The 22,883-nt window shown below is 58.1% G+C and carries 12 protein-coding genes and 1 tRNA gene; 6 read left to right on the forward strand and 7 right to left on the reverse strand.

Annotation, left to right across the window (positions count from 1 at the left end; translation table 11 throughout):
- Window positions 1–153: 153 nt before the first annotated feature.
- The 6 genes from H8E27_00620 to nagA are packed head-to-tail and all read left to right on the forward strand — an operon-like array spanning window position 154 to window position 8,947.
- Entirely contained in the window at window positions 154–1,320 is a 1,167-nt protein-coding gene (locus H8E27_00620) for an SPFH domain-containing protein (GenBank protein ID MBC8324124.1), read from the forward strand.
- A 7-nt stretch (window positions 1,321–1,327) separates the two neighbouring features.
- Window positions 1,328–2,602: a DUF4339 domain-containing protein gene (locus H8E27_00625; GenBank protein MBC8324125.1), complete on the forward strand. Its 1,275-nt coding sequence runs from the start codon at window positions 1,328–1,330 to the stop codon at window positions 2,600–2,602.
- A complete protein-coding gene (locus H8E27_00630; protein MBC8324126.1) occupies window positions 2,602–3,933 on the forward strand; it encodes an amino acid permease in 1,332 nt (443 codons plus the stop codon). Before H8E27_00625 ends, H8E27_00630 begins: the two co-directional genes overlap by 1 nt.
- Window positions 3,934–3,964: 31 nt before the next feature.
- A complete protein-coding gene (locus H8E27_00635) occupies window positions 3,965–6,340 on the forward strand; it encodes a DUF1549 domain-containing protein (protein ID MBC8324127.1) in 2,376 nt (791 codons plus the stop codon).
- 6 nt (window positions 6,341–6,346) lie between these two features.
- Window positions 6,347–7,741, forward strand: coding sequence for a DUF1501 domain-containing protein (locus H8E27_00640; protein ID MBC8324128.1), 1,395 nt, complete (start codon window positions 6,347–6,349; stop codon window positions 7,739–7,741).
- Window positions 7,742–7,780: 39 nt separating this feature from the next.
- Entirely contained in the window at window positions 7,781–8,947 is a 1,167-nt protein-coding gene (gene nagA / locus H8E27_00645; GenBank protein ID MBC8324129.1) for an N-acetylglucosamine-6-phosphate deacetylase, read from the forward strand.
- 17 nt (window positions 8,948–8,964) lie between these two features.
- Here the strand turns inward: nagA and H8E27_00650 are convergent.
- The 7 genes from H8E27_00650 to H8E27_00680 all read right to left on the reverse strand — a co-directional run bounded on the left by H8E27_00650 (window position 8,965) and on the right by H8E27_00680 (window position 22,703).
- Window positions 8,965–9,041, reverse strand: a tRNA-Arg gene (locus H8E27_00650).
- Between the two features lie 38 nt (window positions 9,042–9,079).
- Window positions 9,080–10,279 (reverse strand): PQQ-like beta-propeller repeat protein, encoded by a 1,200-nt coding sequence (locus H8E27_00655; GenBank protein MBC8324130.1) that lies wholly within the window; start codon window positions 10,277–10,279, stop codon window positions 9,080–9,082.
- 410 nt (window positions 10,280–10,689) lie between these two features.
- Entirely contained in the window at window positions 10,690–10,959 is a 270-nt protein-coding gene (locus H8E27_00660) for a hypothetical protein (GenBank protein MBC8324131.1), read from the reverse strand.
- Window positions 10,960–11,234: 275 nt separating this feature from the next.
- Window positions 11,235–15,431 carry a hypothetical protein gene (locus H8E27_00665; GenBank protein ID MBC8324132.1) on the reverse strand — a complete coding sequence of 1,399 codons (4,197 nt, stop codon included), beginning with the start codon at window positions 15,429–15,431 and terminating at the stop codon, window positions 11,235–11,237.
- A 38-nt stretch (window positions 15,432–15,469) separates the two neighbouring features.
- Complete coding sequence (locus H8E27_00670) at window positions 15,470–18,538, reverse strand: hypothetical protein (protein ID MBC8324133.1); 3,069 nt, start codon at window positions 18,536–18,538, stop codon at window positions 15,470–15,472.
- Between the two features lie 34 nt (window positions 18,539–18,572).
- Window positions 18,573–19,991: a DUF1501 domain-containing protein gene (locus H8E27_00675; GenBank protein ID MBC8324134.1), complete on the reverse strand. Its 1,419-nt coding sequence runs from the start codon at window positions 19,989–19,991 to the stop codon at window positions 18,573–18,575.
- A gap of 12 nt (window positions 19,992–20,003) precedes the next feature.
- On the reverse strand, window positions 20,004–22,703 hold the full coding sequence (locus tag H8E27_00680; protein ID MBC8324135.1) for a DUF1549 domain-containing protein: 2,700 nt from the start codon (window positions 22,701–22,703) through the stop codon (window positions 20,004–20,006).
- Window positions 22,704–22,883 lie beyond the last annotated feature (180 nt).

Consider the following 22,883-nt stretch of genomic DNA (forward strand, 5'->3'; position numbering starts at 1 on the left):
GGACTCTACCGGAAGAACCCCACGAGTGGAAATCGATAAAATCGATGACAATTCTGCCAGTCTCAATGGCAGGCACATCAAGGTTGCGCGTTCTCCTGGATTGGGCGATACTGCGCACACCAACGCAGCGATCCAAACTGAAAGGCATTTATCATGGGATGGTTATCCGGACAATTCATAGACATTATCGAGTGGCTCGATGACGGGCAGGACACGATGGTGTACCGCTTCGAGCGGCATAATAACGAAATCAAAAACGGCGCCAAGCTGGTGGTGCGGCCCGGGCAGGCGGCGGTATTTGTCAACGAAGGCAGCACGAGCGTGGCCGATGTGTTCGAGCCGGGCACGCACGAGTTGACGACGGCGAACTTGCCGATTCTTTCCACGTTGATGGGCTGGAAGCACGGCTTTGAAAGTCCGTTCAAGGCGGAGGTTTATTTTTTTAAGACCACCAAAATCACCGACCTCAAGTGGGGCACGCGCGCACCGGTGACGGTCGAGTGTGCGGGGTACGGGATGTTCGACCTGCGTGCCAATGGTAGTTATGTGATCCAAATTGCTAATCCGGCAAAATTTTTGACCGAGAAGGTGGGCACGGACGGCAACTTTGAGGTCGACGAAATCTCCAACGATCTGCGCGAGGAAATCCTGATGAACGTCAGCGATCGCCTCGGCGAGATGGAGCTGGATCCCGCGAAGCTCACGGGCAAAATGAAGGATATCTCCGAGGAACTGCAGGCGCCCTTGCAGGAATATTTCGGCACGCTCGGCCTTGAGATTACGCGCTTCCGCGTGGGCAGCATTTCCATGCCGGACGATGTCCGCAAAGAGCTGATGGAGATGAGCCGCCTCAGCGCGGGCAAGCTCGCCAATGCCGATCCGAATGCGATGCAAAATCTCACCGCCCTCCGCGCCAGCCGCGCGATGGGCGACCTCGCCAACAACCCCGGCGCCGGAGGCGTTGCCGGTGCAGGTATGGGAATGGGGATGGGGATGATGATGGGCAACCAAATGGGCGCCGCTGCAGTTGGAGCGGCACAACCGGCGGCCGCTCCCCAAGCAGCCCCGCCGCTCCCCGGCGCGGCCGCCGCTGCAGGCACGGAATATACCGTGGCGATCAATAACGAAAAGTACGGCCCGTACAATTTAGCTCATCTCCAAAAGATGGCCGATGACGGCAGCTTCAAAACCGATATGCTCGTTTGGGCCAAAGGGATGGGCGCTTGGACAAAGGCCGGCGAAGTGGCGGAATTGTCCGGCCTCTTTGGCCCGCCGCCATTGCCTGCCGCAGCGGATGATGGCCCGCCGCCACTGCCATAAAAGCACGATGCAAATCACCATCAACCGCGGCGGTGAAAATCACGGCCCTTATTCCATCGAGCAAACCCGCGAACTGCTCGCCAACGGCACGTTGCAGGAAAACGATCTGGCCCATTACGAGGGCGCGGCGGATTGGTTGCCGCTGAAGGATGTGCCCGGGCTCAATGAAAATGCCGCGCCCGATTCGACTGCGGCGGCGACTGAAAAGAAATCCGGCCCGTCCACGTTTCCTTGCACCGGTTGCGGCGGCGATTTGGTTTTCAAGCCCGGCGCAGCCAAAATGGAATGTCCGTACTGCGGCGCGGAGGTAGATTGCCCCGCCCCCACAGGCGAAGTGTTGGAGCACGATTTCGAAAGCCAACTCGCCGCGCTGGAATCCGGTGCCACCACCACCACTGTGGCTGAAGTTAACTGTGAAGCGTGCGGCGCACAAAACCAACTCGAGGCCAATCAAACTTCCGGCGAATGCGCCTTCTGCGGCACGCCGTTTGTGCAACAACCCCAAACCGCCAACGTGCTGCGACCACAGGCGGTGCTGCCCTTTGCCGTCACGCGCGACGAAGGCCTCGGCCATTTTCGCGAGTGGATCAATGGCCTGTGGTTTGCGCCCAACAAGCTGAAGCAATTCGCGCGCGACATCAGCAAACTCAAGGGCCTGTACATTCCGCACTGGACGTACGACAGCAGTACCACCACCGATTATATGGGCCAACGGGGTGAGGCCTACTACGTGACCGTGTCCTACACCGACAGCGAGGGAAGATCGCAGACCCGTCAAGAACGGCGCATCCGCTGGTACCCCGCCAGCGGTCGGGTGTGGGTGACCTTTGATGATATCCTTGTGCCCGCCAGCGACACGTTGCCGCGCGAATACGTGGATGAACTCGAGCCGTGGGATCTCCCGCAGCTCACGCCGTACGACGACGCGTACCTCAGCGGATTCCAAAGCGAAAGTTACACCACCGATCTGCGCGCTGGGTTCAACATTGCCAAGGAAAAAATGGTGCCGGAAATCGACGAAAAAATCCGTTGGGACATCGGCGGCGATGAACAACGCATCCTCAGCAAATCCACGTATTACTCCGACATCACCTTCAAGTACATCCTGCTGCCCGTGTGGATCAGCGCGTATCGATTCAAGGATCGTAATTTTCAATTCCTCGTCAACGCCCGCACCGGCGAAGTGCAGGGCGAGCGTCCGTACAGTTGGATCAAGATCACCCTCGCCGTGTTGTTGGGCATTGCCATCATCGGCACCATCGTCTATTTCGCCAACCCGTAGTGAGCGAAAAAAATCCTGACCGTCCGCTGGGCTTTTGGTCCGCCACCGGAGCCGTCATCGCCACGATGATCGGCGCGGGTATCTTTGGCGCCACCGGCGGCTTCGCCCATGAGCTGGGTACGGACACCAACGTGCTGCTCGTCTGGCTTTTCTGCGGCGGGCTCGCCTTGACCGGCGCACTGTCCCTCGGCGAACTCGGCGCGATGATGCCCCGCAGCGGCGGTTGCTACACTTACAATCGGCATTTGTACGGAGACACCGCCGGTTACCTGAGCGGCGTGCTCAGCTTCCTGCTCGCCTTCGTGGGTGCGGCGGCGTTCATCACGCTGTTGCTCGGCGTGTACGTGCAGGAAATTATTCCCGGCATCCCGCCCGCCGCCACGGCCACGGCGGTGATTTTGGTTTTCACGCTCATCCACTGCATCGGCTTGCGCGAAGGCAATTGCGTAAACAATTTTTTTACGATTTTCAAAGTGGGCGTCATCCTTGCCTTCATCGTGGCGGGGTTTCAGGCAAATGTGGAATCGCAAGTCAATCCCGCTGCCACAAACCCTGGCGTTTTTTCCGCGCCCTTCGCCAGCGCGATGTTGACGGCGAGCTTCGCGTATCTCGGCTGGGAAACGTCCTCGTGGATTGCCGGTGACATCCGCGATCCCAAACGTAACCTGCCGCGTTCGCTCATCGCCGGCACAGTGTTTGTCACGATCCTGTACCTTTTGCTCAACTCAGTTTTTTTGCGCGCGCAATCCGCCTCCACGATGACCGGTGAAATCGAAAGCATCGGCCTGCACGCCACCAAAATTTTATTCGGCGCCGGCGGCGGACAATGGTTCAACTGGATGGTGGTTGTTTTGCTCATCTCCACCACCAGCACGATTCTAATGGTAGGCTCCCGCATCATGGCCGCTATGGCAAAGGACGATCAATTGCCCGCGGCTCTGGGCGAACCCAGCCCCACGCGCGCCCCGCAAAACGCACTTATCCTGCAAGCCGCACTCACCCTTATTTTCATTTTCGCCGCCAACTCTGTGGGCAGCGTGGGCACAGTTCTCAATTACATCGGCCTGCCGCTCACGCTCATCATGGGTGCGACGGTGGCCGGCGTATTTGTGCTGCGCCACCGCGAACCGAAAACCGAGCGGCCATTTCGCGTGCCGCTTTATCCAATCACACCACTGATTTTCATTAGCCTTTCCATTTGGATGGCCCTCTCCGCGATCACGCAAAATTGGAAAACCGCCGCCGCTTCTGCCGCAACCGTTCTCATCGTGTGGGCACTAAAACCGATTTTAGCTGGGCGAACACGCCGTCAGCACACGGAAAAAAACTGACAAACAGCCCTCCGCATTGCACATTTCCTACATGCGCGTATGGATTGCCATTTTGTTTTCAGGCCTTTTGTTTTCTGCTGATGCCGACGATTTCAAAAAAGACATCCAGCCGTTGCTTAAAAACAAATGTTCACGCTGCCACTCAGGGCATCAGGCGAAAGGTGGGTTTTCCATCAACACACGCAAGACGCTGCTCGAGGGGGCGAAGGCGGGGGACAGTGCGGCGAGCGAGATTTTCAAGCGCATCACTTCAGCCGATCCCGATGAGCGGATGCCCTCGAAGGGCAAACCATTGGCGGCGAAGGAAATCGCGCTCATCAAGGCGTGGATCGACGACGGCATCGCGTGGCCCGAGGGCTACAACTTCGCCGAATGGCACCGAGCCCCGCTCGGGCCCCGGGAGGTGAAGCTGGCTCCGGGGAAGGGGAATCCGGTGGATCAGTTGTTGGCGCCGTACTTGGCGGCGAACAAGGTGGATGGGTCCAAGCTCATTGATGATCGCGTGTTTGCGCGGCGGGTTTGGCTGGACCTCGTGGGGTTGCTGCCGCCGGTGGATGAGCTGAAAAAGTTTGTGCGCGACAAGGCGCCGGACAAGCGGGCGAAATTGGTGGGCCGATTGCTCGCGGACAATCGAAAGTATGCCGACCACTGGATGACGTTTTGGAACGACCACTTGCGCAATGCGTACTTTGGGCCGGGCTTCATCGATGGCGGGCGCAAGCAAATCACCGGCTGGCTGTTCGAGTCGCTGTTCACGAACAAGCCGTATGACCAGTTTGTGCACGAGCTGGTGGCGGGCGCCCCAGGCGCGGAGGGGTTTCTCTCGGGCATCAAGTGGCGCGGCGCGGTGAACGCCAGCCAGCGGCGCGAAATGCAGGCGGCGCAAAATCTCGCGCAGGTGTTCATGGGCACGAACCTCAAGTGCGCCTCGTGCCACAATAGTTTTGTGAATTACTGGACGCTCGAGGACAGCTATTCGCTCGCGGCGATTTTTGCCAACGGCAATCTCGAGCTGCATCGCTGCGACCTGCCGACCGGCAAGACCGCCACGCCGCGGTTTATTTTCCCCGAACTGGGCAGCATCAACGCCAAGGCGCCGCGCGCGGCTCGCCTCAATCAGCTGGCCGGCCTCGTGACCAGCCCCAAAAACGGGCGGCTGCGGCGCGTCATCGTCAATCGCCTCTGGTCGCGGCTGATGGGGCGCGGGCTCGTGGAACCGCTCGATGACCTCGACCAGCCGGCATGGCATCCGGACCTCCTCGATTGGCTCGCCAACGACCTCGCCGCGAACAAGCACGACCTGAAGCACACCCTCCGACTCATTTGCACCAGCCGCGCCTATCAGCTGCCATCCGTCGCGCCGACCAACGAAAAGCAATTCGTCTTTCGCGGTCCGTCAATCAAGCGGCTGCAGGCGGAGCAGTTCATTGATGCACTCTCCACGCTCGGCGGCGATTGGCAGCCGAACGGTTTCCAGCGACCGGATGGACGCAAGCAAGGCGGTCAAGTCGGCGCGGTCGGCAAAGTGCTCGCCGCCCAGCAGCCACCCGCCAAGCCGCTCAAGGTTCCGTTGCCGGCTTGGATTTGGGACCAAAAAAACGCCGCCCAATCCGCGCCGCTCGAGACGATTTATCTGCGCAAGACTTTCACGCTCACGAAACCGCCCAAGTCCGCACCCGCCGTCGCCACGTGCGACAATGAGTATGTGTTGTTCGTGAACGGTCAACGCGCCGACGCGAGCAAAAATTGGAGTGCGCCCGCGCGGTTCAACCTCGCCCAGCACCTGCGCCCCGGCGCCAACACCATCGCCGTCCAAGCCACCAACATCGCTCCCGGCCCCGCTGGATTCATTTTCCGCGTGCAACTGGGCGACACATTTCTGCTGACTGACAACACGTGGCTCGTCACGAAGCAAAAGCACAACGGCTGGGAAAAGCCCGGCTTCAAGACCCAAGGCTGGAAACACGCCGCCGTGCTCGGCAACGCCGGTCTTGGCCCGTGGAAACTCGCCGGCAGTTTCGGTGGCAATGCCCCCGTGGGAACGGTCGAAGACATTCGCGCCGTGCTCGCCCGGCTGGACCCGCTGCAACTCGCGCTCGGCAGACCCAATCGCGACCAAGTCGTGACCGCGCGCGACACCCTCCCCACACTCTTGCAGGCGCTGGAGATGACCAACGGCAACACGCTCGACGCCTGTCTAAAGCGGGCCGCCGCGCAGTGGCTGCGCGATGAGCCGCATCCCATCGCGATGGCCAACGTGATGTACGAGACCGCCCTCGGCAGGCTGCCCACTCGCGCCGAGCTCGCCATCGCCCGAGACATCCTAGGCGAAAAACCCTCGCTCGAGACCGCCGCCGATCTTTTGTGGATTGTCGTGATGTTACCTGAATTTCAACTCATCTATTAAAATCAAATGAACATGAATCGTCGTAAATTTTTAGGAGGAAGCGCCGCCGCACTGGGAGCCAGCGCGTTGCCCGCGTTAACCGCGCCGAACGCAAAACCGAAAGCGACGGCGGACACGGTGATTCTTTGCTGGATGGCCGGCGGGATGGCGTCGACGGAGACGTTTGACCCGAAGCGGTACACGCCGTTCAAGCGCGGACTGAAGAGCGACCAGGTGCTGAGCACGTTTCCCGCCATCGACACGATGGTGGATGACATCAAGGTTTGCCAGGGCTTCGAGCACGTGGCGCAGGTGATGAATCGCGGCACGCTCATCCGCACGCAGGTGGGCGCAGACCTCGGCCACATTTTGCACTCACGTCATCAGTATCATTGGCACACCGGCTACGAGCCGCCGCTCACGGTGGCGGCACCCCATCTTGGCGCATGGATTGCCCATGCGCGCGGACGCAATCATCCCGCGCTACCGGCGTTCATCGACATCGGCCAAACCCCCAACGGCGAGAGCGAGGAAATCAGAGCCTTCCAAACCGGCGGCTGTCTCGGCACCGAGCACGGCCCGTTTACCATCGATGACCCCGCCAACGCCATCAAAGCCGTGCGCCCGCCTGCGGGGATGAGCCCGGTGAGGTTTAAAGCGCGTTACCAAAATTACCTGCGCCTGCTCAAGGCCAGCCCGGATTTTCAAAAGGGCGATTCGCCCAAACGCGAAGCGTTGATGAAATCAATGGACGAAGCGTTCACACTGCTCAGCAGTCCCGCCGCAAAAGCATTCGACCTTTCGCTGGAACCGGAAAAAAATTCGGCTCCGTACGGCAACGGGAAATTCGGCCGGGGCTGCCTGCTCGCCCGCCGCTTGTGCGAAGTCGGCGCACGCTTCATCGAGGTCACCAGCGACTATGGGCCCTTCCTCCGATGGGACACCCACGAAAACGGCCACACGCGATTGCGGAAATTGAAAAAACAAATTGACCAACCGTTCGCCCAACTCGTGCGCGACCTCGAACAACGCGGTCTGCTCAAACGCACGCTCATTGTACTGGCCAGCGAGTTCAGTCGCGACATGCTGGTGGAAGGTAAGCCAGACAAAACCGTGCGCGGCCAAGTCGCCCAACCGAACGTTATTAACGAATTAAAATTTTACGGCATGCACCGCCACTTTACCGCGGCCGGCAGCGTGCTGATGTTTGGCGGCGGCGTACAACGCGGCCATCTTTTTGGCAAAACCGCCGATGAACGCCCCTGCACAACCATCGAAAACCCCGCCACCATCACCGACCTGCACGCCACCATTTTTCACGCTATGGGCATTCCGCCCACGCACCATGTCACCGTCGAGCAGCGGCCATTTTTCGCCACCAAGGATGGCAAGGGCAAACCGTTGCATGGTGTTTTGGCGTAAACGCTTGAACTGATAAGCCGCTGCCCCCATCATCTGCGCATGGAATTTATCAACGCACGGCTGATTTTGCCGGATGAAATTCAACGAGGCTCGTTGAGCGTGCGCGACGGGAAAATCCATAAAATTTCCAACGACGCCAAGCCCGCAAGTAAAGGCGGAGACAATGTTTTCGACCTGCGTGGCGGTTTTCTTGCGCCGGGGTTTATTGATCTCCACATCCACGGCGCGCTCGGGCGCGACACGATGGAGGCGCGGCTCGATGCCTTTAAGGAAATTACTGATTTCCATATCAAAGGCGGCACCACTTCGTTGACACTCACCACGCTATCCGCCGCGCAAAGTGAAATCGAAAAAGCCCTTGATGCCATCGCTCCCATTCATAACCGTTCCCTCGGCGGCTCGCGCATCGTTGGCGTTCACGTGGAAGGGCCGTTCATTAATCAAGTACGCGCGGGCGCGCAGAACCCCGAATACTGCCGCGCACCCACCGCCAAGGAATGGCAACCCATCCTTAAACACGGCAAGCTCATCACGCAAATGACCCTCGCGCCCGAGCTCCCCCGCGCCCTGAATCTCATCAAAGCCCTGCGCAAAAACGGCACCATCGCCAGCGCCGGCCACACCGATGCCACCGAAAAAGAACTATTTCCCGCGGTCAAAGCCGGCCTAAACCAGGTCACCCACACATTCAATGCCATGAGCGGCCTCACCAAAAAAGGCCCCTACCGCATTGCGGGTATGCTGGAGTTTGGGTTGGCGGTGGACGATTTGGTTTGCGAAATCATCAGCGACGGGCAACACGTGCCACCGGTGTTAATGCGCATGCTCTTCAATGCCAAACCACGTGAACAAGTGGTCATCATCACCGACGCGACCAAAGGCGCCGGCCTCAAGCCCGGCACAAAATTTGAGCTCTGCGGCATCAAAGCCAAAGTCACCCCCACCACCGCCGAGGTATTTGATGGCCGAGGCCTGGCTGGCAGCACGCTCACGATGATCCGCGCTGTGCAAACCGCCGTGGAACAAGCCAACGTCCCGCTGGTCGACGCCGTGCTCATGGCCACCCTCAACCCCGCCCGCCAACTCGGCCGCGACAACGAATTCGGTTCACTCGAAACCGGCAAACGCGCCGACCTCATCTGGTTCGACAACCGCTACCAAGTCAAAGGCGTCTGGCTAGACGGCGAAATGCGATTCTTGGCTTAGCCTCCCACCTAAAACATTGGCACTCCCGGAAGGATTCGAACCTTCGACCTAAGGTTTAGGAAACCCTCGCTCTATCCAGCTGAGCTACGGGAGCACGAAGGCATCCTGCCGCAGGGCGGGGCATTTTTCAATCTACTTGCGGACGTCGACACACACAAGTGTGCCGGCGGCGTTGCGGGCGTAAATGCGGCCATTGGCATAAACCGGCACGGTCCAGCAACGGCCCTGAAGAATTTGAGCTTCGGCGGTGGGGGTGAAGCCTTTGGGTGAGGCGGAGCCAATGGCGAGTTTTCCTTTTTCACCGAGGATGAGCAATCGGTTTTGCACCGCCATCAATGAGCCGCAGAGGTATCCCTGCTTACGCCATTGCACAGCGCCATCGGCGAGGCGCATGCAAACGATTTGCTTTGGGGTTCTGCCGTGTGTGTTGCCGTCAAAGCCATACACAAAATCACCGAGTACTACGGAGTTGTTCATGTGATTGCTGAGATTTTTGTTGGTGTAGATTTGTTTCAATCCGGTGCCGGTGAATTCAAATAGGGCGCAGCCGCGTTGGTAGCCGGTGGAGATAAAAATTTTATTGCCGAGAATGATGGGCGTGGTGGAGTTGGTACGGAAGGAAGTCCGCCAATCCTGAAAGGCGATGGTCTTGCCGGTTTGGGCATCGAGGATAACAAGACCGTCTGTCTTGAGCGTGGCGAGATATAATCGACCCTTGAATTGAAACGCGGCAGGCGTGCCATAAGCGGGTTTGTACTCTTTGCTGCGCCAGATTTCTTTGCCGGTAGTTTTGTCCAATGCGCAAGTGAAGGTGGCTTCGACGATGAGCCTATTGCCGAGCACCAACGGCGAAGCGGCGAAGCCCCATTCGGGCGGCTTGGGCAATCCGGCCTTGGCCATCAATTCAACGGTCCATTGTATTTTGCCATCTGCAACATCGTAGCAAGCTAGCCGACCGGATTTGCTAAGGCCAAATACACGTTTGCCATCCACCGTAGGCGAAGCACACGGACCGCCTTCATGCAAATAATCAACAAGCGCCGCAGGATACGAATCGCTCCAGATTTTTTTGCCGGTCACAGCATCGAGGCAGGTGAACGTTTCGAGATTACCGCGACGCTGGCCGGTGCAGCCCAGCGCAAACACGCGCCCATCGGCCACGGCCATACTGGAAAAACCCACGCCAATTTTCGCGCGCCACGCGATGTTGCTAAAGTCTCCTTTGGGCACCGCCTCACGCGAGATACCATCGTGCCTCGGCCCCCGCCAGTTCGGCCAATCTTCCCCTAAAATGCTGTTTGCCCAAATCAGGAGGATTAACAAATACCGCATAGGGGAAGCCTAATGGATGGAGGAAAACAGGGAAAGCTCCCATTTTTCTTTTTTATATGTGGATAATGTGCGGATAAATCGCAGGCAGAAATGCTGAGAAACATTTTAGGCCTGTTTTTGCGTGGTTATAGCTCAAACCTACCTGTTTTTTTATGGGAATAAAATCTGCACAATTGCTGAACAAATGGCGTTTTTGGCCGGTTTTGATGAACAGAGGCGGTTTCATTTTCCTGATAATCTGGTATATTGTAGTAAGAACAAACCCACACGGAAGGCTCTAAGATGACCTTGAAAAATCTCGAAAAAAACTTGGACCGGTGCAATCACCTGATGGAATTACTGCGGACGTGCCTGGCCTTGTGCACACTGATTTTGCAAATCATCATCCTGTTGAAGTTATTTAAAGTGGTTTAACCGCCAGACTTAGCTTGGGACTTGATCTCCTTTTTCGCACGCTTTACTTCTACCTTAAAGATTTTTTTTTGTTGCTTCATGTCAAAATCAGCGCCGAGTTCCGCTGGTTTCCCCGTCACGATAGCGGACATAACTTTTGGATCCGTATTATCTTTAGAAAATAGGCCGAGAAATTTCAGTGTCAACGACTTGCCGAACTGGCCAATTACGCCCGCCGCAAAAATCGCCGCCACCCACCAAACCCAATCTGGAATTTCATCAAACATTTTTTAATCTCGTGATAAAATCAAGCTACATCAAATTGATCTACGCGTCAATTCTTCACGCGCAAATACAGCCAAGCTGTGAATCCCTGCAGCCTCTTCCACCGCGCTTAACAACACGCGCCTCACCGCAAAACATTACAATTATTGATCCAAGCTTGCGGAAAATGCCCGCCAGGCAAATCTCTCTGCACCGCAGCTTCCAGCCCGCTGTGCTTTTATGTTCCGCACAAAAAAACCCGCCTTAAAGGCGGGCCTAGAAATGCTGTGTTATGGCATCATTTTTTCTCTTCCACTTCCGGTGGCTTAGGCGCCTCGAAGGTGGCTAAAGATTGGCCGTTGGTTAGATTCCAAATGCGGAGGGTACTGTCTTGGCCGCCGGCGAGGATGACTGTGCCGTCGGGAGTGGCGGCGCTGGCGTACATATAGTCAGTCCCTCCACTAAAGCTGCGGGCGTCGTTGAGATTGCTACTGTTGATGAGGCGCACCGTCTTGTCGCCGGAGGTGATAACCGCCTGTTCACTGAGGCCGACGTAGTGGATGGAGGTGACTTCTTTGCCAAAATTGGTGCGCTGACGAATGCGTTCGCCGGCTTCGAAATTCCAGTGGCGAATGCTCTTGTCGGCACCGACGCTGACGAGTTGGCGGCCGTGCGGCAGCCAGCTGACGCCGAGCGCGTGATGGGTATGGCCTTCAAAGCTGTGGACAATTTTGCCGGTGGCGAGGTCGGTGACTTTTACGAACTTGTCGGCGCTGGCGCTGGCAATGTATTTGCCGTCCTTGGAAAACTCGAGGCCGAGCACGCTGTCGCTGTGGACCTCGGCGAAGTTTTTCGCAAGTTTGCCATCGGCGATGTTCCAGAGTTGCACCTCGCCGCCGCGACTGGGTTCACCGCTGCCGGTGGCAATTTGTTTGCCGTCGGGGCTGAAGTCGATGGTGTTCACGCGGTCGGTGAGCGGTGAGTTGTTGTCGCCGGTGCCGAGAGTGCGCTCGAGTTTCCACTCGATACCGGGGCTCCAGACGCGCGCAGTTTTGTCGGCGCTGGCGGAGATGAATTTCTCGCCATTAAAAACCAGCGCCATCACCGCGCCTGTGTGGCCCGTGAAGGATTCGAGGGGCTGGCCGGTGATGGCGGACCACGTGTGGACTTTCATGTCGTCCCCGCCGGTGAACACCATTTGGCTGTCGGCAGAAAATGCAATCGCGCGGATAGGTTTTTCAGCTTGGGTGACAGTCCCTTTGCTGGTGGCGACGGCGGTTTCGAGTGCCTTGGAATTGGTGTCGGCAGCCTTTTTACCAACGTCAGCCTTGGCGACCTCGGTGTCGGATTTTGCCTTGGCCTTGGTGGCGAGGTTAAACTCGTTGACCGCTTGCACGCGTGGCTCCTCCAGTTTTTTGTACTCAGTCTCGGCGGTGGTGACCTTTTTGGTGGAATCGTCGAACGCCTTCTTGGCCGCGGCTTGATCCTTGTTTAACTGGTCGCGCTTGGTCTTGGAATCATTGGCAATCTTCCGCTTGTCGGTGGCTACCTTCTCGGCGGCGGCTTGGGCGGCCTTTACCTTGTCGGCGATGGGCTTGGCGGCGACGGCGGCCTGGGCGGCGTCGCTGCTGGCCTTCTCGGCGGTGGTGTGGGCCTTTTGCGCGTTGGCGACGTTGGTTTTGGCGGTGGCCAGTGCGGTCTCGGCGGTCTTTTGCGCCGCCTGCGCCTGCGTCAGCTTGGTGGCCGCAGTGGTCACGGCTGTTTGCGCGGTTTTCTCCTTGGCCTGTTCCTGCGTCAGTTTTGTTTTCGCAGTATTGGCGAGATTGCGTTTGCCCGTGGCGGCCTTGGCGGCGGCTTGTTTCTCTTCGGGCTTCTTGTTGGCGTCGCCGGCGATTTTCTTGGAATTGTCTTCGGCTGCCTTGGCCGCGGTGTCAGCGGCGGTGAATGCCTTTTGCGCGGCGGCGGCGGCTGCCTTGGTGGTGGTCAACGCCTTATCTGCGTTGGCCTTGGCCGTGGTGGCATCGGTAACGACCTTCTTCGCGGCGGTCAACTTGGTCTCGGCCGGTTTCTGCTGCTGGGCAATGGTGTCATCCGCCTTTTTCTTGGCGGCAGCCGCGGCCGTCTTCTTGGCGGTGGCGTCCTTTTCCTTGGCGGCGAGGTCGGCGATGGGCTTGGTTGCATCGGTCTTGGCCTTGGCGGCTGCGGCTTCGGCGGTCTTGGCGGCGGCATCGGCGTCTGTAAACGTTTTCACCTCCGTGTCGTAATCGGCCTTGAGCTTGTTGAACTTGTCCTCGTTGGTTTTCTTTTCCGCATTGGCGGTATCGAGAATCTTCTTCTTCTCGGCGATTGGCATGGCTTCAGCCTTTTTCTTGGCTTCATCGGCTTTCTTGAGACGGTCATCGGCCTTTTTCTGCTCGTCGGTCTTGGCCTTGAGATTATTGGTGTGGTAGGTGACCTCGCGCTTGGCGAAAGCAAGTTCGCGCTCTTTCTTGGCCTGATCGAGCTTGAGGTCGCGTTGGCCGCGCAGCTCGGCGATTTGCTGGCCGTTGGCGGCATTCCAAATCTTGGCGGTGTTGTTCTCGCTAGCGGAGGCAAACTTGGTGGCGTCCGGGCTGATTGACACGGCAAAGACCGGCCCGCCGTGGGACATGCTGCGGACGGCCTGCGCGGTGTTGGCGTCCCAATGGCGCACGGTGCCGTCGTGGCTGCCGGAGAGAATTTGAGTCGGATGATTCGGCAGTCGCGTGAGGGCGAGGATGGGCTGGCTGTGGCCCTTCAATTCCTTGTGCGGCTTGAGGCCGGCCTTGGCGGCGGCTTCCTCGGCGATCTTGGCCTTGTCGGATTCCACCTTGGCGGCGTCGGCGATTTTCTTGGTATCGACAATCGCCTTGGCGGCGGCGATGGCGTCGGCCTTGGCCTTGGTGTCGGCGGTCTGGGCGGTGGTGAGGGCCTTGGCCTTGTCGGCGGCGGTCTTCACGGCTGCGGCCTCGGTGGCTTGGGCCTTGGTTAAGGCTGCCTTGGCCGTTTCGGCGAGCTTGCGCTTGTCAGCGGCAGCCTTGGCGGCGGCGTCTTTCTCGGGCTTTTGCTTGTTGGCGTCACCAGCAATATTCTTGGCGTTGGCTTCAGCAGCCTTGGCGGCGTTGTCGGCAGCGGTGAAGGCGGCTTGCGCCTTGGTGGTGGCGGCCTTGGCGGTGGTGACAGCCGTGGCGGCATCGGTGTTGGCCTTGGTGGCGGCGGTCAACGCCGTGGCGGCCTTGGTGGCGTTGGCCTTGGCGGTGGCGTCCTTGGTGATGGCGTTCTTGGCGGCCTGATCGGCGTCGGTGAAGAGTTTCAATTTGTCGGCAGCGGCTTTCTTGGCATCGGCCAGCGCCTTGGCAATGGTGGCGTTGATGGCCTGCGCGGTGGCGAGATCCCAGGAGCGGATGACGTTGTCTTCATGGGCGGTGACGAGGAGCTTGCCGTCCGTGGTCCAGGTCACGGCGGTGATTTTGCTGGGCTTCTCCAGCTCGAGCTTGGGAGCGGTGAATTTGCCGTCGGCAAGGGTCCAAATGTGGTAGGTGCCATCGGCGGCGCCGGAGAGGAGTTGCTGGTTGTCCGGCGAGAAGGCGACGTAGCTGACGGGCATCTTGTGGCCGGTGAGGGTCTTGATGGCGGCGCCGGTGTTGGGGTTGATGAGACGGATGTTGTTGCCCTCGGCGACGGCGAGCGATTGGCCATCGGGGCTGAGCGCGATGATCGCGGCAGCGGTGTTGAGCGGAATATTGCGGAGAGCTTTGACGGGTTGACGGCGCCAAAATTTTACTTCGCGGTAACCGCCGCTGGCAAGGAGGTCGCCGGTTTGGTTGAAGGTAAGCGAGTGAACAAGGTCACGATGGCTGACCCCGTTTTTATATTTGTTGTCTTTTAACAACGTGGGGTCTGTGAGGCGCGTGATGAGTTTTTTGCTCGGAACGTGGTAAAGGAAAATCTGGTTAGCACGGCCGGCGGCGGCGTACTGGCCGTCGGGTGTGATGGCGACGGAATATATTGGATTGAGCCCCTCGGGTAACGGTTGCCAGTTGACGGTGCGAGCCGCCTTCACGACACCTTTCGCGCCCTGGGCTATCCATAGCTTAAGCAGGCCGAGTTGCTGAGGGGTGAGGTTTTTGGCGGAAGCTTTGTTCTCCGGCGGCGGCATGGGGGGGTCATCCAGGTGCGCGGCAAGTTGGAAGAGAATGCTTTCGTTTGGCTTCCCGGGGACGACGGCATCGGCCTCAAGGATGTCCTGCGGAGTTTCGAGGATAAGGTCTGCTTTGGCTTTGGTTTGGTTGTGGCAGGCGAGGCAATTGGCGCGGAGGAAGGGAAGAATCTCGTTTTGGAAATCGACGGGCTTGGCGCGACTGATTTCGGCGACGGGCAGGGGGCCCTGCTTGGCGGCATCAGCACTCTGGGCCAAGAGGGCCGTTGTGATGATCGCGAGCAGGGATTTGGTTTGTTGCATTTTGTGGTGCCTCATTTTTAAATTTGTCTGGTTAAATTGTGACCGCAGAATCGCTATTTTTTATTTGCTTCTTTTTTTACCTCAATGACTTTGAGCTTGAACGGTTGGGTGACCTTGATGGTTTGGTTTTGTAATTTCAGGGTGGCCTCTACATTCAGGGCAAGGTCGCCAACGGTTGCTTGGTCGGTGGCGGTGATGGTGAATTTGCCGGTGATTTGGTCTTTGGCAATGGTGAGTTTGCCGATGGTCAACCCTTTGGTGCCCTTGGGCAGCGCAACGCCGATGGTGACGGGGTCAGCGAAGGCATACTTACGCGTGAGGTTCACGGTGCACTCGAGCTTGGCACCCTGATTCAATTGACTGGCGGCTACGGGTTTGAGCTCGACGGGGGCCTCGGTGACGCGCACGGTGATCGGCTGGCTGAAAAACGTCGCGGTAATATCATTTGGCTTGGCGGCGGCGGTGAGGCTTTTCACCTTGGCAGCCGCGCCGGCCTTGGCGGTGTCGGTGGTTTTCTTTTTTGCGATCAGATCATCGTTTTTCTTTTGCGCAGCGTCCTGTTTCGTTTTGGTGTCAGCAGCGGCTTTGGTGGTGGCGGCGACTTTAGCCTCCGCGGCCTTGGTGGCGGCAACAGCCTTGTCGAGGGCGGCCTTGGCGGTAGTGGCCGCGTTGCGTTTATCGGTGGCAGCTTTGGCGGCAGCTTGTTTTTCGGCGGGCTTTTTATTGGTGTCATCCGCGATTTTTTTAGAATTTACCTCAGCAGCTTTGGCGGCCTTGTCGGCGTCGTCAAATGCCTTTTGTGCGTTGGTTTGGGTGGTCTTGGCGGTGGCCACTGCCTGATCGGCGGCGGTCTTGGCGGTGTTGGTTTGAGTCGCTGCGGCTTTGGCGGCGGTTAATTCGGTAGCAGCGGCCTTGGCGAGCTTGTCGGCAGCGGCGGCAGCCTCGTCTGCCTTTTTTTGGTCGGCTTTGGCAGCGTCAAGTTTGACTTTCGGGATTCGACTATATTTGCCTTTGACCTGCGACCGCAAATAGAGGACGTGATCCCCGACGGGGAGTTTGTAGGTGTTGAGGTTGAGGTCGAGCGTGCCATCGGTTTTATTTTTGGCGATGGTGAAATCCTTGAACTTGGACAGGGTGCTGTGTCCGAGGCATTTAACTTTTTTGTCGATGCCTTTGAAGCCATCGGAATGAACCACCGTCACTGGGATTTTCAACTGCCCGAAACGCGAGTGTTCATACACCTTGTTTTCCTTGAACGAAAGGGCGACGGGGATGGTATCCTCGGCGGTAACTTGGAGCTGCAAGGTGTTGGTCAAGCGCGCGCGGACTTTGCTGAGCTTGGTAGTGCTGTCATAAGCGATCGTGGATACGGCGGCGTTGCGCGCGGTCCGGATAACGGGTTTATCAGCGATCATGCTTTTGCCAGTGATGGTGATCTTGCCGACCCAGTTGGGAGCGTCAGCCTTTGCTTTGAGCATCAAATAAGCGTTGTTTTGGCCGGCGGGGATGACGGCTTTGCTGGCGGTAATGGTCGCAGGCAAACCGGCGATGGCGAGCTCGATCGGTTCGTTAAAATTATCGCGCTTGAATGCCATGACCTTGATGGGCAGTACCTGGCCGCGCCGTAGGAAGCCGGTGGGCATGGGCACGGGTTGGTTGGCGATGGCGAGCGCGCCCTCAGGCATCGCCACGATCCTAAAGTCGGGAGCCTCTTTGTGGATGGACAGCCGGTAAAGACTGTCGGCGCTGCCGCGGCTGTAAAGGTCGTAAAGGAGAATGCGGTAGGTGCCGTCGTCGGGCGCGACAAAACGGAAGGAGGGGTCGCTCGTTGTGGTATTGAAGGTCGCACCGCCGATGTTGACGGGGGTGTCCTGCACTTCCTTCACGGTGCTGACTTTCTCAACGCCCTTGTCATCCTTCGTCACGCGCTGAATGCGGAAGAACGGATTGGTCGGTGCGCCGAGGCGTTCACTGATGACTTCAACCCAATAGGTGTCGTCTTTCTTAGCGTCAAAGGTCACCCAGTCGCGGTCGCGCTGCGGGAAAAATTGGCCGACGTATTCGCACGGCACGGAAATCTTCTGCGCGGCCTCCGGTTTGTTGTTGTCCGTGGCGGCCTCAGCGATGACGGTGCTATCCGCGAAATGAATGCGGACGGGGTTCGACGCGCCAGCGGGACTAGGCAGGCGATAGTCGATGCCATCAAACCCCGCCGCCACGGGGCCGACAGGCATGCTGCTGGAAATGTTCAGGCGCGCCGCTGCATCACCGGGCAGGGCGATGGTCACGGTTGTTTTCTGCAACGGCTTGCCCCCCAACTCCATGCCGGCATCCTGACCCCCGGGGAGGTTACGGCCGTAAACGGTGTACTTGCCGTTGCTGCCGGGTTTGCCGACGGGCGGGATGATGAAATCAATGTGTGGACGCTGCGAGATGGTAAGGCGAAAAACGTGCTCTGCGCCGCCGCCGTAAGTGAAGTCGTGCATCGCGACGTAGAAATCGCCGTCGCTAGTCGGTGTGAAATCAAGCAACTCGCCGAAGCGATTGCGCTCCAATTCCAGTCCGCTGGCGTCCTTGAGGATGAGCACGGGGGCCATTTTTGAATCGAGCTCATTGGCTTGGCAATTGACCAACACCCGCTGGCCCTTTTTGAGCGCTACTTTAAAATAACTGTAATTACGCGCGCTGGCCTGACCATTGATGGTGGTGCCAAGTTTGATTTCCATCGCCTTCTCTACCGAGCTGCCGCCGGTGGATTGTTCCTCCGGCAAATCGCCGACGGCAAAGGCACGCACGTTTGAGATCCCAAACAGGCCGCCGCCGACTTGCACATCAAAAATTCCCACGGGCACATCCTTGGCGATGGTGATGGTGTATTGGTTGGCCACCACGTTGCCTTTATCATCTTTTTTTTGCGCGGCAGTGATGCCCTTGTGCGAAAACAACAGGGCGTTAGAATCGTCGAGGTCGCCCCCCGTAATGGTGACATCGATGCGAGAGCCCTGTTGGCCGCCAGCGGGGAAGATGCTGTTCATGCGCGCGCGCGGAAGCTGCTGCGCTGAGGTGTCGAACGCGGCCACAAGCGCCGCGAACATGCCAAGGAGGGGGAGTACCTTTTTCATGTCTGTGCTATGATTATATTTGATTGTGGAGTGGTTAAAATAATTCTTCTATCGGTTCGCCAAACGGTAACACGGGATGCGGACGACCGGCGAAATCTTTATATTGCTCAGCGGTGTCCACACCCAGATGACGGTACATCGTCGCAAGAACATCCTGCGGACGCACGGGCCGATCTTTCGGCAACGCGCCTTTGTCATCGGACGAACCGACCACGGTGCCGCCGCGAATACCACCGCCGGATATCGCCGCGCTGAACACGCCGGGATAATGGTCTCGACCGCCGGTGGCGTTAACCTTAGGCGAGCGGCCAAACTCGCCCCAAGCAACGACCATCACGCTGTCCATAAGACCGCGTTGCTCGAGATCGGCCAATAACGCGGTGTACGCCTGATCCCAGCGCGGCAGAAAACCGTCCCGCATACTCTCGTAGCCTTTCACATGCGTGTCCCACCAACGAAGGTCCACGGTGACCAACCGCACGCCCGCTTCCACCAAACGGCGGGCGAGCAAGATTCGCTGGCTCCATGCGGGCACGCCACAGCGATCGGGCGTGGGCGCGTTGTAACGCTCCATGAACCCATACCGCTCGCGGATAGCCATTGGTTCCGCATCAAGGTCGAAGGCGTCGCGCGCCTTCGGGCTGGTGACAATATCCAATGCCTGTTGTTGAAATTTATCGATGGCCTCTGCATTGCCGGAGTTGTCGATGTCACGACGAATCTTGTCAAACCCACTGAGCAGATTGCGGCGGGTGTCGAGCCGGTTGAAATCGAGGCCGTCGGTCAGTTCAAAATTCGGCACCTCAAATTTGCCGCCGTTCTTCGGCCACGTGCTGTCGTTGGCGGGGTCGGCCTGAGTGTAAAACGGTCCGTATTTTTTCCCAAGATACGCAGGCTCCACTCCCGGCAATGTGCGGGGAATCATCACGTAGGGCGGCAGCTCGGGACTCAAATGGCCAAGCTGCTTGGCGACGATCGAACCGCAGCTGGGATAAATGTTTTCGTTCGGATTTTTTCCAGGCGGATAGCCGGTAAATAGAATCTGATCGCCTGCAGAGTGGCCGGCGTTCTGGTGATGGAGACTGCGGATGATGGCGAATTTATCGGTCATCTTCGCGCACTTGGGCAGCAAATCGCAGATGTGCGTGCCCGGCACCCTGGTCGGCATCGCGCCAAACGCACCGCGGTATTCCTTGGGGGCGTCGGGCTTGGGGTCCCATGTTTCGTGCTGGCTCGGGCCACCCCGTTTCCAGAGAATGATAACCGATTTGTCGCGCGAAACTTTTTTGCGGTCTTGGGCTGCCGCCTCGAGCTTCATCAAACCGGCGAGCGACAATCCCCCGAGTCCCAGCGCGCCGGCCTTAACGAAGCCGCGACGATCCATCGCATCCTTTGCGAGGTTGCGCCGGAACTCCGCGCACCCGACGCGGTCTGCTCGTTTGCCTTCGCTCATCGAGCCTCGGGGCTAATGGTTGAAGAGAAACTCCTTCGTGTTAAAGAGCGCCCAAATGATGTCTTCGTAGGAATTTTTCCGGACGGCCGGCGTTTCCTTGCCATCTTTGTCCTTGATGATGCGGTCCAGATGTGCGCGGGCGAGCAGCACCTCGCTGCCGCTGGGTTCACGGGAAAAAGCCAGCAGGAACAAGCTGCGGATTTTCTTTTCCTCTTCGGCCGACATCGCCACTTGCGCCTTTTCGAACGCAGCTTTCGCGGAGACGGCCTTGTCTTGCGCGGGTTTTTGCATATTGGCAATGAGGTCGACCAGCGCTTTCTTGGCCGCTTCAGTCTTAGCGGCGGCAGTGGCTTTCTCGATTTGGGTGTTTGCTGTCGTCAGCGCTTTGTCAGCGGCGTTTTTTTCATTTTGCGCCTTGGTGAACGCCTCGCTGACGGGCGTCTTGGCGTTGGCTAATGTTGCCGCACGGCCGTTGCCACTTGCGAGTTTGCCTTGGATGTCTTTCGAGTTAAGCAGATGCAAACTCTGCGCAAGACTCGCATCGCTGGAACGCTCACACTCGCAGGAGCTGGAGCTATCCGGCCGACCGAATACTGTCAGAAAATACGACTGGCTGTTGAACGAGTTATCCGGCAATTGCACCGCACGGGTGCCCACCGGCAACCCGCTAAAGTTCGCCTCCGAATCCGTCATCTCGTTGATCGCATCGTAGAGCACCTCGGCGTTCAGGCGCTTAGGATAGTAGCGGCTGAAATAAGTTTTGTCCTTCGCGTTGAAGTCGTTGGGGATCGAGCTGAGCTGATAGGTCCGCGACTGGCAAATGGTCCGGATGAGCTGTTTCATGTCAAACCCGCTCTTAATGAAATGCTGCGCCAACGCCTCGAGCAATTCAGGGTTCACGGCAGGATTGGTTTCGCGCATATCATCTTCAGGCTCCACGAGGCCGCGGCTGAAGAAATGTTTCCAATAACGATTCACCAAAGTTTGTGCGAAGAAAGGATTCGTCGGCTTTGACAACCAATCCACCAGCGCGTGCCGGGGATCATCATCCGCCGTGAGATCCAGCGGCTCGTCGCCGAGTCCGGTGGCTTTCACGGTGCCGCCGTCTTTTTTATTGGCAGTCTGCGCTACCTTGCGGGTGTGATAAATGACCTCCTCGCCGGGGTTGCGGCCCGCTTTGCGGCCGACGGTTGAGAAGAATGCACTGAAGCTGTAATAATCCTTTTGGCTCCATTTCTCAAAGGGATGATGGTGGCACTGCGCACATTGCATTCGGGTGCCAAGGAAAAGTTGGGCGGTATCTTCCATTTGCGTTTGCATCGTTTTCACCTCGCGATACCAAAACGCGCCGGGGTTCCGCGCCATATCGCCCGAGGCGGCGAGAACGTTGCGGGTGAACTCGTCGTAGCGCATATTCTTGTGGAGACTGTCGCGAATCCACCCGTGGAAGGCGTAGTTGCCGCGCAGCGCCGCAGTGCTGGAACGCTTGTTCCGCAACAACGCGCCCCATTTGTTGGCGAAATAATCAGCGTAATCGCTACTCGCCAGCAGGCGGTCAATAAGCTTGTCGCGCTTGGCAGGGTCGGTGCTTTTCAAAAATGCCTCAGCCTCCGCGTCGGTCGGTAGACGCCCCGCGATGTCGATGCTCACGCGCCGGATAAACGTCGCGTCATCACAAACCGCTGAAGGCGGCATACCTACGCGCTTGAGCTTGTCGAACACGAGGTTGTCAATAAAGTTGCGAGGCTGCGGCACCTTCGCCACCGGCGCGCCCAACGGCACGCTCGCCTGATACACACTCACCTGCCCGAGATACCGAATCATCACCGACACATCACCCGGCTGCTCGAAAAACGTCACGCGGCCGGTCTGATCCACCTCGGCAATTTCTTTGTCGTTTGATTCATACGTCGCGATGTGCGAGGCGTCCTCCGTGTGACCGTCGCTGTAAATTGCCGTCACCGACAACTGCTGCGCGGCATTCGCACTGACCAATCGCTGTTTCGGGTACACCTCCAACCCAACCACCGTCGGATCTTCTTCGCTGCCGCGCGGCATGCCCTGTTTAATCCAGCGCACCATCAAATCCCAATCGTAACTCTTTGTATCCAGCCGCGCACCACCACCGTGCGGCAAAATCGCCGCACCTTTAAGCAGCAACAAACTGTTCTCCGGCGCCGCCGGGCTCAAACGCCGCCCTCGCGATTCTTTCACGAGATATTCGTAATCCTCCTGCGGCTCAAAGCCGAGCAGCGAAAGACGGAAGCCATTCTGGCCGCCGCTCTTGCCGTGGCAACCACCCGAGTTACAACCGGCCTTGGTGAAAATGGGCGAAATTTCGTTCGCAAAATTAATCGGCTGTGTGACACCAAACTCCGTGACCGTCACCGTCACCGTCGATTTCAACCCGCCCGCGAGCGTCGCCGTAATCGTTGCCACCCCGTCACCCAACGGCGTGACCATTCCATTGGCGTTGATCACTACCACATTGTTCGGCGTGGCGGAATATTTCACCACGCGGCTTACATCGCCCAGCTTGCCCGCGTCCGCCGCCGAAGCCACGAGCTGTTGTCGGCTATGCTTGCCCTTCAGTGAAAACGCTTTCGCTCCCTTGCCCACCTGCGCCGTTAAATCCAACGCGCTTGGCTTCGCGGCTACGGTTAGTGCACCAGCAATCAACGCCAACGCCATCAAAGTTCCAATTTTTTTCATAAGCTTGTGAGTTCTTCCGGTTTACACAAATTCACGCCTCCGTGCAATTCTGCATCGAATGCCAATCTTGCCTGCCTTTCTTCGACGCGCCAGTACGGTAAAACCTTCAGGAATATTTCAGCCCGGCAGACTTGCTGGCGCGCACCTCCACGCCTCGAATGAACCGGAGCATGATTGACT

Source organism: Limisphaerales bacterium, assembly GCA_014382585.1.
In the GTDB taxonomy this organism is placed as follows: Bacteria; Verrucomicrobiota; Verrucomicrobiia; order Limisphaerales; family UBA1100; genus JACNJL01.

What these genes read in the sequence shown, in the direction of transcription:
- H8E27_00620 (MBC8324124.1), top strand. Translation starts at nt 154, where the DNA reads ATGGGATGGTTATCCGGACAATTCATAGACATTATCGAGTGGCTCGAT.
- H8E27_00625 (MBC8324125.1), top strand. Translation starts at nt 1,328, where the DNA reads ATGCAAATCACCATCAACCGCGGCGGTGAAAATCACGGCCCTTATTCC.
- H8E27_00635 (MBC8324127.1), top strand. Translation starts at nt 3,965, where the DNA reads ATGCGCGTATGGATTGCCATTTTGTTTTCAGGCCTTTTGTTTTCTGCT.
- H8E27_00640 (MBC8324128.1), top strand. Translation starts at nt 6,347, where the DNA reads ATGAACATGAATCGTCGTAAATTTTTAGGAGGAAGCGCCGCCGCACTG.
- nagA (MBC8324129.1), top strand. Translation starts at nt 7,781, where the DNA reads ATGGAATTTATCAACGCACGGCTGATTTTGCCGGATGAAATTCAACGA.
- H8E27_00655 (MBC8324130.1), bottom strand. Translation starts at nt 10,279, where the DNA reads ATGCGGTATTTGTTAATCCTCCTGATTTGGGCAAACAGCATTTTAGGG.
- H8E27_00660 (MBC8324131.1), bottom strand. Translation starts at nt 10,959, where the DNA reads ATGTTTGATGAAATTCCAGATTGGGTTTGGTGGGTGGCGGCGATTTTT.
- H8E27_00665 (MBC8324132.1), bottom strand. Translation starts at nt 15,431, where the DNA reads ATGAGGCACCACAAAATGCAACAAACCAAATCCCTGCTCGCGATCATC.
- H8E27_00670 (MBC8324133.1), bottom strand. Translation starts at nt 18,538, where the DNA reads ATGAAAAAGGTACTCCCCCTCCTTGGCATGTTCGCGGCGCTTGTGGCC.
- H8E27_00675 (MBC8324134.1), bottom strand. Translation starts at nt 19,991, where the DNA reads ATGAGCGAAGGCAAACGAGCAGACCGCGTCGGGTGCGCGGAGTTCCGG.
- H8E27_00680 (MBC8324135.1), bottom strand. Translation starts at nt 22,703, where the DNA reads ATGAAAAAAATTGGAACTTTGATGGCGTTGGCGTTGATTGCTGGTGCA.